The 12,139-nt window shown below is 64.8% G+C and carries 12 protein-coding genes; 10 read left to right on the top strand and 2 right to left on the bottom strand.

The window, feature by feature from the left end:
• Positions 1-72: 72 nt before the first annotated feature.
• The 3 genes from GH266_RS05315 (at position 73) to GH266_RS05305 (ending at position 1,858) form a co-directional block, all read left to right on the top strand.
• Complete coding sequence (locus tag GH266_RS05315; protein WP_158192974.1) at positions 73-504, top strand: CBS domain-containing protein; 432 nt, start codon at positions 73-75, stop codon at positions 502-504.
• 74 nt (positions 505-578) lie between these two features.
• A complete protein-coding gene (locus tag GH266_RS05310) occupies positions 579-1,388 on the top strand; it encodes an AraC family transcriptional regulator (protein ID WP_158192973.1) in 810 nt (269 codons plus the stop codon).
• Between the two features lie 68 nt (positions 1,389-1,456).
• Complete coding sequence (locus tag GH266_RS05305) at positions 1,457-1,858, top strand: DUF2000 domain-containing protein (RefSeq protein WP_158192972.1); 402 nt, start codon at positions 1,457-1,459, stop codon at positions 1,856-1,858.
• Between the two features lie 27 nt (positions 1,859-1,885).
• On the opposite strand, the gene hisI is transcribed toward GH266_RS05305, so the two are convergent.
• Together hisI and folE are read right to left on the bottom strand one after the other, a co-directional pair.
• On the bottom strand, positions 1,886-2,338 hold the full coding sequence (gene hisI / locus GH266_RS05300) for a phosphoribosyl-AMP cyclohydrolase (RefSeq protein ID WP_158192971.1): 453 nt from the start codon (positions 2,336-2,338) through the stop codon (positions 1,886-1,888).
• Between the two features lie 46 nt (positions 2,339-2,384).
• Positions 2,385-3,020, bottom strand: coding sequence for a GTP cyclohydrolase I FolE (gene folE / locus GH266_RS05295; RefSeq protein ID WP_158192970.1), 636 nt, complete (start codon positions 3,018-3,020; stop codon positions 2,385-2,387).
• 271 nt (positions 3,021-3,291) lie between these two features.
• Here folE and GH266_RS05290 point away from each other — a divergent pair, with 271 nt between their 5' ends.
• The 7 genes from GH266_RS05290 to GH266_RS05260 all read left to right on the top strand — a co-directional run bounded on the left by GH266_RS05290 (position 3,292) and on the right by GH266_RS05260 (position 12,133).
• Positions 3,292-3,729: an iron-sulfur cluster assembly scaffold protein gene (locus GH266_RS05290; RefSeq protein ID WP_158192969.1), complete on the top strand. Its 438-nt coding sequence runs from the start codon at positions 3,292-3,294 to the stop codon at positions 3,727-3,729.
• An 11-nt stretch (positions 3,730-3,740) separates the two neighbouring features.
• Positions 3,741-4,094, top strand: coding sequence for a membrane protein insertion efficiency factor YidD (yidD, locus tag GH266_RS05285; protein WP_158192968.1), 354 nt, complete (start codon positions 3,741-3,743; stop codon positions 4,092-4,094).
• A 167-nt stretch (positions 4,095-4,261) separates the two neighbouring features.
• A complete protein-coding gene (locus GH266_RS05280) occupies positions 4,262-5,449 on the top strand; it encodes a GNAT family N-acetyltransferase/peptidase C39 family protein (RefSeq protein WP_244953774.1) in 1,188 nt (395 codons plus the stop codon).
• 5 nt (positions 5,450-5,454) lie between these two features.
• Positions 5,455-6,909, top strand: a complete 1,455-nt coding sequence (locus GH266_RS05275; protein WP_158192967.1) for a RimK family protein — start codon at positions 5,455-5,457, stop codon at positions 6,907-6,909.
• Positions 6,910-7,234: 325 nt separating this feature from the next.
• Complete coding sequence (locus tag GH266_RS05270; protein ID WP_158192966.1) at positions 7,235-8,908, top strand: methyl-accepting chemotaxis protein; 1,674 nt, start codon at positions 7,235-7,237, stop codon at positions 8,906-8,908.
• Positions 8,909-9,158: 250 nt separating this feature from the next.
• Entirely contained in the window at positions 9,159-11,114 is a 1,956-nt protein-coding gene (thrS, locus tag GH266_RS05265; protein WP_158192965.1) for a threonine--tRNA ligase, read from the top strand.
• Positions 11,115-11,263: 149 nt separating this feature from the next.
• On the top strand, positions 11,264-12,133 hold the full coding sequence (locus GH266_RS05260; protein ID WP_158192964.1) for a lysophospholipid acyltransferase family protein: 870 nt from the start codon (positions 11,264-11,266) through the stop codon (positions 12,131-12,133).
• The last annotated feature ends 6 nt before the right edge of the window (positions 12,134-12,139 follow it).

Raw genomic sequence — 12,139 nt, 5'->3', positions numbered from 1 at the left:
ATGATGGAAGCGGAATCGGGAGCTGTGATGCTCCCGGCCCGCAGCCAGGACAAGCCACCGGGGAGGTCGGACATGACGGTCGCATCAATTCTCAACGAGAAGGGGCGGGACGTGGTGACGGAGCATGCCGAGACGACGATGCGCGAGATTTGCGCGATTCTCGGAGCCAAGCGCATCGGCGCCATCGTCATCACCGACGGCAAGGGTGCCATTCGCGGGATCATTTCCGAGCGCGATGTGGTCCGCGCGATCTCGCAGGACGGGACCGATGCGCTCGACAAGCCGGCCTCGGCTTACATGACCGCCAAAGTCGTGACCTGCCAGGCTACGGAAACCGTGAACACCGTCATGGCGCGCATGACCGGAGGGCGCTTCCGTCACGTACCCGTGGTCAAGGACGGCAAGCTGGACGGATTGATCTCCATCGGCGACGTGGTCAAGCATCGCATCGCGCAGATCGAGCGCGAGGCGGAGGACATGCGCAACTATATCGCCATGACGTGACAGGGGCGCGTGGCGGGCCGGCTTGAGCCGCCACGCGGCGGGGCCGGCCTGGCGAGCGGAGAAGACGCGGCATCATGCGGGCAAACCGCTACCATCATCTCGGCTGGCATCACGGAATCGAACTGTTCGAGGCCGCCTTCAGTACCCAGACGTTCGCGCGGCACGCCCATGCCGGCTTTGCCATCGGCGCCATCGCCGAGGGCGCGGGTGGATATGTCTGTCGCGGCGAGAGCATGATCCTTCCTGCAGGCACGCTGTCCTTGATGAACCCGGAAGAGCCTCATACCGGCCATGCCGCGGCCGGGCGCGTCCGCTACAACATGCTCTATGCGAGCGAGGATGCGGTTCGCGAGATCCTGGGTCTGTCGCAACTGCGCGGCTTTGCGGAGATTGCGCCGCGCGACCGGGCCCAGGTTCTGACGCAGGCGCTGGGCGTGCTGGCCGCAAGGCTGAACGCGGCCAAGGGGCCCGACTGGCGATTGGCGGCAGAAGAAGCAATCCACCAGGTGCTCGCCTGTGCCTTTTCCCTGCACGGGCGGACCGAGCTGCGACCTGCAGGGCGGGAGACTGCGGCGATCCGCAGGCTCAGGGAGCGCATCGCGGCCGGCGTGGAGGCGGGGGAGAGCCTGACGCTTCAGGAACTGTCGGCCGAAGCCGGTCTTGCGCCGTCCTATCTGGTGCGCAGCGTCGCGAAAGTGACCGGCATGACACCGCACGCGCATGTCTTGCAGCGCCGTGTCGATTTCGCTCGGCAGCTGTTGCTGGATGGTATGCGTGCGGCAGAAGCGGCGGTGGCCGCCGGCTTTTGCGACCAGGGCCACATGATCCGGCAGTTCCGGCGGCACTACGGGGTCACGCCGGGCGCCCTGATCCGTCACTGCTAGGTCAATTTCGTCCAATCCGCGCCAGATCAGGCATGGCAAGGGCAAGCCCCTGACAACAGGGGAATGCCATGTCGATCAAGCCTGTAATCATTCTGTCCGACAGCCTGCCGGTCGGGCTGAAGGCCAATTTCGCTGCTGTGCTGGGGATGAGCCTCGGCCGGTTCGAGCCTGCTCTCGTTGGAGCGGACACGCCAACGAATGACGGTGTCGTTCTTGCCGGAATCACGAGGGTGGCGCTGCCGGTGCTCGGTGCCCCGCAAGAAGAACTGCCCGTCCTCTTCACGGAGGCCGAGGGCCTGCCGGTTCGCCTTGCCTATATGCGCGCGGCCTTCGAGGCGAGAGACTACGAGGACTATTCGCACCGCATCGCAGCCGCACCGCTTGCCGGCCACACGCCGCAGGCGATCCTGCTGGCCGGGCCGCGCAAGGCGGTCGACCGGATCTGCGGCAGGTTGCCGCTGTTGCGGTAGTGAGGGAGTGCGGGGAGACGGCGGCGGTCAGCCGCCGTAGACGTCCTTGGGATCGTAGACCCGCTCGCCGCCGGCCTGTTCCAGACCGACGCTGCCGTCCCTGCCCGAGACGATGCGGCGATAGAAGCACGACCGGTAGCCGACATGGCAGGTGGCGCCATTGCCGGCAACGCGCACCTTCATGACCAGGGCATCCTGGTCGCAGTCGGTGAGGAGTTCGACGACCTGCTGGACCTGGCCGGAGGTGCCGCCCTTCTTCCAGTATTCCTGGCGGGACCGGCTCCAGTACCAGGCCTCGCCCGTCTCGATGGTGCGGGCGAGAGCCTCGGCATTCATGTATCCGACCATCAGCACCGTGCCGTCGTCGGCATCGGTGACGACACAGGCGATGAGCCCGTCGGCATCGAACTTCGGCTGGAAAACGGTACCGTTTTCCAGCTCGTTCTTGTCGCCGCGCCCGGCGAAGCGAATGTCCGTCATGTGTCTTCCGTCGACGCCGGGCGGCGCCTTGTCCTTGCGTGCCCGATCAGTCGCGACGGCCGCCGCGAACCAGGCTCATGAAGCGGACCTGCTCGCTGGGATCGTCCCGGAACACGCCGGTGAACTGGGTGGTGATGGTCGTAACGCCCTGCTTCTGCACGCCGCGCATGGTCATGCACTGGTGCTCGGCCTCGATCATCACGGCGATGCCGCGCGGAGCAAGATGCGTATCGATCGCATCGACGACCTGGGCCGTCAGGTTCTCCTGCGTCTGCAGGCGCTTGGCGAAGATGTCGATCACGCGCGCGATCTTCGACAGGCCGACGACGCCTTCCGACGGATAGTAGGCGACATGCGCCTCGCCGACGAAGGGCAGCATGTGATGCTCGCAATGCGAGAAGAACGGGATGCCGCGCACGAGCACGATGTCGTCATAGCCGCCGACATCCTCGAAGGTGCGCTTCAGGTGTTCTGCCGGGTCCTGGAAGTAGCCGGAGAAAATTTCTTCATACGCCTTGGCGACGCGCTTGGGCGTGTCGAGCAGCCCCTCGCGCTCGGGATCGTCTCCGGTCCAGGCAAGCAGTGTGCGCACGGCCGCTTCCACTTCCTCGCGGGACGGGCGGGGGCGGGTTGCCGCCGCAGTGTCGTCGCGGGTCGTGACCGGCTTCAAGATGGCATCCATTGCGGGATCTCCCGATTGTACTGTATTCCGCATCCCTTACGCCGCCCCCGTGATTTCGGACCACTGGAGTTTCTCAAAGTGCTGGCCCCGGGCGGCGGAGGGGTCGCATGCCATGTTGTTTGAATTACGGCAATTCTTCGCGACCTGTCCGGCCCGGTCGCGACCTGAGACCTGTGTGTCCATTTCTTTCCCGCGTTCCACCCTATATAAGAAATGCCAAATGGCTGTGAAGCCGGTTGCTCCGGCGTCACGCTGTCTTGATGAGGCGCCCATGCTCGACGACATCTACAACTCGAAGATCCTCGAACTCGCCGGCAACATCCCCTGCCTTGGCCGTCTCGACGCACCCGATGCCTCCGCGAAGGCGCATTCCAAGTTGTGCGGCTCGACGGTGGTTGTCGACCTGAAAATGCAAGAAGGAGTTGTGACCGATTTCGCGCAGGACGTCAAAGCCTGCGCGCTCGGTCAGGCGTCCGCTGCCATCGTGGCGCGGCATATCAAGGGCGCGACGCTGGACGAGTTGCGCGAGGCGCGCGATGCGGTGCTGGCCATGCTGAAGGAAAACGGGCCGCCGCCGAGCGGACGTTTTGCCGAGGCGGCCGTGCTGCAGCCGGTGCGCGACTTCAAGGCTCGCCACGCCTCCACAATGCTGGCCTTCGAGGCGGTGGTGGAAGCCGCCGAGCAGATCGAGGCGCGGCGCGCGGCCTGAAGGATCGGGGCATGTGTACTGGTCGGCCCGCCCACGACAGCACGGGCAAGGACGCACCCGGCGTGCCCGCGCGCATCGGTCTGCTGCTGATCCGCATCTACCAGCTGACCCTGTCGGCCTTTATCGGCCGCTCCTGCCGCTATGCGCCGAGTTGCTCGGGATACACGGCCGATGCCATCACCCGCTACGGATTGTGGGCCGGAAGCTGGATGGGTTTTGCGCGCCTGCAGCGCTGCCGGCCCGGCGGCGGCAGCGGTTTCGACCCGATTCCCGAGCACCTGCCGGAGAGGGCCAGATGGTATCTGCCGTGGCGCTACGGGCAGTGGACGGCGGACCATATCGACCCTGCGACGCGGCTCGATTGAGGGTGTTTCCCGCGGCCATGCGAATTCCGTTGGAGCCATGCGAAACCCGTTGAAGACGCAAGGCGAATTTGGAGATAGAGGCCTTTCAGGTCATCATCGGGAAAGCGCCATGAGCGAACAGGCGGCGACCGGTGATCGACCCAGCAGATTCCCCCGGAGATCCGGACTTGAACACTCTCGAGACAGGGCCGGCCCCGGCACCTGAAGCCGGCCGCGAAAACGCGCCGGAAACCGACCCGGAACCTCGACCCGGCGGCGACAGGCCCACCCTGCGCGTCGCCAGACCGGAGGACCTTTCCGCGCTTGTCGAGGTCGAGGAAGCCTGCTTCACGCAGGACCGGATCTCCCGGCGGTCCTTCCGCCGCTTCCTTGAAAGCCCCGGTGCCTCCTTCGTCATTGCCGAGAAGGCGGGCAGGATCATCGGCTATGCCCTGCTGCTGTTCCGTTCCGGGACGGCGCTTGCGCGGCTTTACTCCTTTGCCCTGCGCGAGGAGATGCGCGGGCAGGGATACGGCCGGGTGCTGCTCGCAGCGGCCGAGGCCGACGCCTTCGCCCGCGACAGGATCGTCTTGCGACTGGAAGTGCGCGAGGACAACACGACGGCCCGCGGCCTTTACAAGAAGGCCGGATATCGGGTGCATGGGCGGGTTGCCGACTACTATGAGGACGGCACCGCCGCGCTGCGGATGGAGAAGCTGCTGCACGATGAGGCCGCACGTCCTTCCACCGTGCCGTACCACGCGCAGACGACCGAGTTCACCTGCGGGCCGGCCTGCCTGATGATGGCGCTCAAGCATTTCGACCCGGCCACCGACCTGGGCGAAAGGCTTGAGCTGCGGCTCTGGCGGGAATCGACGACCATCTACCTCGCCTCCGGCCATGGCGGCTGCGGGCCGTTCGGCCTTGCCGTCGCGGCCGCGAGCCGCGGGCTTTCCGCCGAGGTGCGGCTGTCGCCGCCGGGGCACCTGTTCATCTCCTCCGTGCGCGATCCCGACAAGCAGCGGGTGATGCAGACCGTGCAGGACGACTATCGCGCCGAGGCGCGGCGGCTTGGTGTTCCCGTGATGGAGGAGCAACTGCCCGCCCGGGCGCTGGCAGCGGAGGTGCGGGCGGGCGCACTCGCCATCGTGCTGATCTCCGAATACCGCATGCTCGGCCGGCGCGGCCCGCACTGGGTGCTGGTACAGGGCGAGGACGCCCGCCATCTGTTCATTCACGACCCCTGGCTCGGCTACGAGGGATACGAGACGCCGCAGGACGCCTCGAACCTGCCGGTGCCGGATGCCGAATTCGACCGCATGGCCCGTTGGGGCAAGCCGCCGGTGCGCGCGCAGATCATCTTGAGAAAGGGCTGAGACCGATGGCTACATGGGTCGTTCTCGTCGACAATCCGAAGGATTTTTCCAACGCCGACACGCCCCACAAGGTGATGAGCGTGCGCGACTACATGCTGCGCCCCAAGCTCTTCACCGGCACCAACCCGAACATCATCAACCTGTCGCGGTCCTTCGCCTACCAGGGGGCGGGCTATTACGCCTCGCTGCTGGCCGAAGCACGGCAGCACCGGGTGCTGCCGAACGTCGAGACGATGATCGAGCTGTCGCGCAAGGGGCTGTACCGGCACGCGCTGCCCGAGCTGGAGGACAGTCTCAACCGGTGCCTGGCAAAGACGGACGGCGTCGGCGACAAGCTGCTGGTCTGCCTCGGCCAGACGGAGATCGCCGCCCTCGAACCGTTTGCGCGCCTGCTGTTCGACTGGTACCGGGCGCCGATCCTGGAGGTGAGTCTTGGCAAGGACAGCTGGCGGGCGATCACCCGCATCCGCGTCGTGCCGATCTCCGATCTCGACGAGGCCTCGCGCGGCTTCCTGAGCGCCAGCCTGGAAAGCTACACGCACCGCGCCTGGCGGGCGCCGAAGCAGCGCATGCCGATGAAATACTCGCTCGCCGTGCTCGCCAACCCGAAGGAGGACCTGCCGCCGTCGAGCCAGGCCTCGCTGCGCCATCTGGCCAAGGTCGCCGGACGCCAGGGCGTCGAGATCGTGCCGATCGGCAAGGGGGATCTCGACCGGCTGGCGCAATACGACGCGCTGTTCATCCGCGAGACCACGAATATCGACAACCACACCTATCGCTTCGCCCGCCGGGCGGTGCAGGAACGCATGCCGGTGATCGACGATCCGGTGTCGATGATCCGTTGCACCAACAAGGTCTATCTCGCCGAGCTGATGGAAACGCACGGCATTCCGATCCCGAAGACGGCGATCCTGTCGAGCGTCAAGGAAGCGGCGGGGCTGGAGGCGCGGCTCGGCTCGCCGGTGGTGCTGAAGATCCCGGACGGCTCGTTCAGCCGCGGCGTGTTCCGCGTCGCGGGCGAGGCTGCCATCGCCGACAAGGTGAAGGAGCTTCTGGAAGACAGCGACATCATCATCGCGCAGGAATACTGCCCGACCGAGTTCGACTGGCGCATCGGTGTGCTGGACGGCGAGCCCCTGTTCGCCGTGCAGTACCTGATGGCCAAGAAGCACTGGCAGATCGTCAAGCACGAGGACGGCAAGCAGGCGAAGGAGGGCAGTTTCCGCTCCATCTCGCTCGCCGAGACGCCGCCTGCCGTGGTGGAAACCGCCGTTCGTGCCGCCCGCCTGATCGGCGACGGGCTCTACGGCGTCGACCTCAAGTCCTTCGGCGACCGGGTCGTCGTCATCGAGGTCAACGACAATCCCAACCTCGATCACGGGGTGGAGGACTCGATGGAGAAGGACGCGGTCTGGGAGAGGTTGGTGCGCTGGTTCGTCCGCCGGATCGAGGCGCGGTAGCGCATTTGCATCAGCTCGGGCGTGCGCCCCCTGTTGCCCGCCCTTTGGGGCACGGAGTGCTCGGGCCGACGGTTCTTCCGGACCTTGCGTAACCTCCAGACGTGCGGAGGCGGGTGACTGCCCGACTTGCCGCCTGCCGGCCTGACGCAAAGGCCATCGGTCCGGATATTATATTACGTAGAAACACCTTCAATACAATTGGAAATAGAACCTGCGCGATCCTGGATTGTGATTTTTAAAATATTTCAACTCTATGTAATTCAATGTTCTTTAATTGTTTTTTGGTAGCTGTCGCAAGTAATCCGCTTTTGGAGGCGCGACGGAAATGAGTTTGAGGGCACTTCTGATTTCATTCACTGTAGCGCTGCTGACCGCAGTGGCGTCTCTCGCGTGGGTTGGTCTCTCGGGTTTGGCGACGATGAACAGCAGCGCCGAGGAGCTGGGCAACAATTGGCTGCCAAGCGTCAGCGTGGTGAATGCCATCAACACAGCAACGTCCGACTTCCGAATCTACCAGGCCGAGCACATTCTCTCGGCCGATGACGCGGCCATGCGTAATGCGGAAAAGAAACTGGCAGATATCCAGGCTGCCATCGTCGCAAGCTCTCAAAAATATGAAAAGCTCATTTCGTCGCCGGAAGAGCAGGGCGTCTATGACGGGTTCAAGGCCAAGTGGGCCGACTATCTGAAGCGCAGCGACGATGTCGTCGAGCTGTCGCGTCAGAACAAGAACGCAGAAGCGACGGTTATTCTTCGGGATGAGATTCGCCCCGAATTCGACAGCCTGTCCCACGATCTTGCAAACCTGATAAATCTCAACGAGCAAGGTTCCCGTGCATCCGTGACGCACTCCGAAGAAGAGTATTCCAGTATCTTCTGGATCTTCACGGTTGCCGCCTCGATCGCGGGGGTGATCGGTCTCGTTTACATCTATTACATCGTCGCCAACGTGACCCGGAACATCGTCGGTATTTCCGGCGCTATGAGCCAGATTGCCGGCGGCGACTTCGACGCCCACATTCCTTGCGCAGGGCGCAAGAATGAGCTCGGCGACATGGCGAACACGCTGCAGACATTCCGCGACAGCCTGCGGGAAAACGAGAATTTGCGTGCGGAGCAGATCGCAACAGAGGCACGCAACGCCGAGCAGGCTCTGAGCCAGCGCCGCGCCTTGGCCGATCAGTTCGAGGCGACGATGGGACAACTGGTCCAGTCGCTGGTGCGTGCCTCCGGCGAAGTCGCCAGCGCGGCCGAAGGCCTGTCCGCGAACGCAGAAGAAACCTCGCGCCAGGCGCAGGCGGTTTCGGGAGCTGCGGAGGAGGCCTCGACCAACGTGCAGACGGTTGCCGTTGGAGCGGAGGAGCTGTCGGCATCCATCAGCGAGATCACCTCGCAGGTCGAGCGCTCGGTGACCATTTCGAAGGATGCCGCAACAACCGCCGAAAAGACGAGCCGTCACGTCAACTCTCTGTCTGAGGCTGCCCAGAAGATCGGGGAAGTGGTCGAGCTGATCACGACGATTGCCGAGCAAACCAACCTGCTGGCGCTGAATGCGACGATCGAGGCTGCACGAGCCGGGGAGGCGGGCAAGGGCTTCGCCGTGGTCGCGGCCGAGGTCAAGGGGCTGGCAAGCCAGACGGCCAAGGCTACCGAGGAAATCTCCGGCAAGATCACGGAGATCCAGGCAGCGACCCGCACGACCGTCGACTCGATCTCGCAGATCGTCCACACCATCAACACGATCCAGGACGCATCCCAGGCAATCTCCATTGCAGTGGAGCAGCAGGGCGCGGCAACCAACGAAATTGCCACGAACATCAATCGTGCGTCCTCGGGCGCGAACGAGGTGACGCAGAACATTGCCGGCGTGGGCACGGCAGCGGAAATGACCGGCGCTGCCTCGACGCAGCTCATGAGCCTGTCCGGCGCGCTCTCGGGGCAGTCCCGTACGCTGGAGGAGGAGGTCAGCCAGTTCCTCCGCACTCTCAGGGCCGCCTGAGCCGTCATCCTTCCCTGAGGCAATCATGAGAGCGGGCTGGACCACATGGTCCGGCCCGCTGCTTTTTGGCGCAATGGATTTGTCGGTCGCGGCGGTGCGTGAGGCCGGTCCCTGCCAGGCCCCCGAGAGAAGGACTTGGCCTTCGTCCGGGTTGTAACGGTTGCCGCCCTTGCCCAAATCCTCTATTCAACCGCGGTCCAAAAACACAACGCTTACCTGCCCTGTTTGCAGGAGTGAGCCGGAGACAGACATGATCCATCTGACCTTCCCCGACAATTCGGTTCGTGATTTTTCGCCCGGCGTGACCGGCGCCGAGATCGCTGCCGGCATTTCCAAGTCGCTGGCCAAGAAGGCGGTCGCCGTGACGCTCGACGGAGAGCTCGCGGACCTGTCGCTGCCGATCGAGCGCGACGCCCGGCTGGAAATCGTCACCCGCGAGGACCCGCGGGCGCTGGAGCTGATCCGCCACGACGCCGCCCATGTGATGGCCGAGGCGGTGCAGGAACTTTGGCCGGGGACGCAGGTGACCATCGGTCCGGTGATCGAGAACGGTTTCTACTACGACTTCAAGCGCGATGAGCCCTTCACGCCCGACGACCTGCCGGTCATCGAGAAGAAGATGCGCGAGATCATCCAGCGGGGCGATGCCTTCACCCGCGAGGTGTGGTCGCGCGACGAGGCGAAGCGCCACTTCCTGGAAAAGGGCGAGACCTACAAGGTCGAGCTGGTCGATGCGATTCCGGCCGACCAGGACGTGAAGATCTATCGCCAGGGCGCGTGGCTCGACCTGTGCCGTGGGCCGCACATGGCCTCCACCCGCCAGGTGGGCGATGCCTTCAAGCTGATGAAGGTGGCCGGCGCCTATTGGCGCGGCGACAGCAACAACGAGATGCTGACCCGCATCTACGGCACCGCCTGGGCGAACGAGGCCGAGCTCAAGGCCTATCTCCACATGCTGGAGGAGGCGGAGAAGCGCGACCACCGCAAGCTCGGCCGGGAGATGGACCTGTTCCATTTCCAGGAAGAGGGGCCGGGCGTCGTGTTCTGGCATGCCAAGGGCTGGAGCCTGTTCCAGAGCCTGGTCGCCTATATGCGTCGGCGCCTCGACGAGGATTATGACGAGGTCAACGCGCCGCAGATCCTCGACACTTCGCTGTGGGAGACCTCGGGTCACTGGGGCTGGTACAAGGAGAACATGTTCTCCGTGCAGTGCGCCGACCCGGAAGCCGAGGACACGCGTCTCTTCGCCCTGAAGCCGATGAACTGCCCGGGACACGTCCAGATCTTCAAGCACGGGCTGAAGAGCTACCGCGACCTGCCGCTGCGGCTGGCCGAGTTCGGCGCGGTGCACCGCTACGAGCCTTCGGGCGCCATGCACGGCCTCATGCGCGTGCGCGGCTTCACCCAGGACGACGCCCATATCTTCTGCACCGAGGAGCAGATGGCGGCGGAGTGCCTGAAGATCAACGATCTGATCCTCTCGGTCTACGAGGACTTCGGCTTCAACGAGATCGTCGTGAAGCTGTCGACCCGGCCGGAGAAGCGCGTCGGCTCCGACGAGCTCTGGGATCATGCCGAAGCGGTGATGGAAAAGGTCCTGAAGCAGATCGCCGACCAGTCGGGCGGGCGCATCAAGACCGACATCCTGCCGGGCGAGGGCGCGTTCTACGGACCGAAGTTCGAGTATACGCTCAAGGATGCCATCGGGCGCGAGTGGCAGTGCGGCACCACCCAGGTGGACTTCAACCTGCCGGAGCGCTTCGGCGCCTTCTATGTCGACAAGGACGGCGAGAAGAAGACGCCGGTTATGATCCACCGCGCCATCTGCGGTTCGATGGAGCGCTTCCTCGGCATCCTGATCGAGAACTTCGCGGGCCATTTCCCGCTGTGGCTGGCGCCGCAGCAGGTGGTCGTCACCACCATCACCTCCGATGCGGATGAGTACGCGAGCGAGGTGCAGGCGGCGATGAAGAAGGCCGGTCTGCGGGCCGAACTCGACCTGCGCAACGAGAAGATCAACTACAAGGTCCGCGAGCACTCGCTGGCCAAGGTTCCGGTCATCGTGGTCTGCGGCAAGCGCGAGGCGGAAGAGCGCACCGTCAACATCCGCCGGCTGGGCTCGCAGCAGCAGTCCGTCACCGGGCTCGACGAGGCGATTGCCGCGCTCGTCGAAGAGGCGGTGGCGCCGGACCTGCGTCGGAGCTGAAAACGGCATATGCCCAAATCCAGAATGAGCCGGTCGGGATCTCCCGGCCGGCTCTTTTCGTAAGAGGGCTGTCGGACTGTCGCGATCCTGTCACGCAACGCGGGCTAGATCGGGGTTTCTTCCGCGCAGGCGAATTCAGGGGCCGGGTGGTGAAGGAAACGGAACTCAGCTACGCCAACGAGGCGCATTCGTGGACCAAGCGTGTCGTGATCCGCTGGATAGAGACGCTGTCGGGACGCAATTACCTGCTCGGCTACTATCGCTACTGGCGCGATGCCGTCGCTGCGACCTCGACCACCAAATGGAGCGACCTGCTGGCGCTGATCGGCGTCGACGTGGTGGTGGAAGAGGGCAGCTGGCCGCCGGAGAACCTGCCCGACGGACCGCTGGTGATGATCGCCAACCACCCTTATGGGCTCGGCGACGGGCTGGCGATCCTGTCGCTCGCCGAACGGTTGGGGCGTCCCTACCGCATCCTCATCAACAACGAACTCCTGAAGGCGCCGGAGATCCGTCCCTACGCGCTGCCCATCGACTTCGAGGAGACGGCGGACGCGCTACGGACCAATATGCGGACCCGGCAGGAGGCCCTGCGCCTGCTCGCCGAAGGCGTCACGATCATCGTGTTTCCCGGGGGCGGGGTCGCAACGGCCGACCGACCCTTCGGCCGCGCGCGTGAGCTGCCGTGGAAAACCTTCACGGCCAAGATGATCCGCGCGGCCCGTGCCACGGTCATCCCGCTCTATTTCGACGGCCAGAACTCGCCGCTCTTTCACATGGTCTCGCGCGTTTCGCTGACGCTGCGCCTGTCGATGTATATCCGCGAGTTCCGCCGGATCATGGGCTGCGACCTGCCCGTGCGGGTTGGCGCGCCGATCCCGTATGAGGAACTCGCGGCCTTCGGAGACCAGAAGGCGATGACCGAGCATCTGCTGGCGCGGGTGGTCGCGATGGCGCCGGCGGTGCCCAGGCCGCGAGGCAGGCCTGACCGGCGCCGGCTGCGTCGGATCGCTGCCTGAGGCCTG

Origin of the sequence: Stappia indica (genome assembly GCF_009789575.1) — a bacterium.
Taxonomy (GTDB): domain Bacteria; phylum Pseudomonadota; class Alphaproteobacteria; order Rhizobiales; family Stappiaceae; genus Stappia; species Stappia indica_A.
The sequence above is the reverse complement of the archived record's forward strand: the minus strand, read 5'-3'. Positions and strand labels throughout refer to the sequence as shown.

Coding starts and splice junctions, on each gene's coding strand:
- GH266_RS05290 (WP_158192969.1), top strand. CDS start 3,292: ATGCTCGACGACATCTACAACTCGAAGATCCTCGAACTCGCCGGCAAC.
- GH266_RS05310 (WP_158192973.1), top strand. CDS start 579: ATGCGGGCAAACCGCTACCATCATCTCGGCTGGCATCACGGAATCGAA.
- folE (WP_158192970.1), bottom strand. CDS start 3,020: ATGGATGCCATCTTGAAGCCGGTCACGACCCGCGACGACACTGCGGCG.
- GH266_RS05270 (WP_158192966.1), top strand. CDS start 7,235: ATGAGTTTGAGGGCACTTCTGATTTCATTCACTGTAGCGCTGCTGACC.
- yidD (WP_158192968.1), top strand. CDS start 3,741: ATGTGTACTGGTCGGCCCGCCCACGACAGCACGGGCAAGGACGCACCC.
- GH266_RS05315 (WP_158192974.1), top strand. CDS start 73: ATGACGGTCGCATCAATTCTCAACGAGAAGGGGCGGGACGTGGTGACG.
- thrS (WP_158192965.1), top strand. CDS start 9,159: ATGATCCATCTGACCTTCCCCGACAATTCGGTTCGTGATTTTTCGCCC.
- hisI (WP_158192971.1), bottom strand. CDS start 2,338: ATGACGGACATTCGCTTCGCCGGGCGCGGCGACAAGAACGAGCTGGAA.
- GH266_RS05305 (WP_158192972.1), top strand. CDS start 1,457: ATGTCGATCAAGCCTGTAATCATTCTGTCCGACAGCCTGCCGGTCGGG.
- GH266_RS05275 (WP_158192967.1), top strand. CDS start 5,455: ATGGCTACATGGGTCGTTCTCGTCGACAATCCGAAGGATTTTTCCAAC.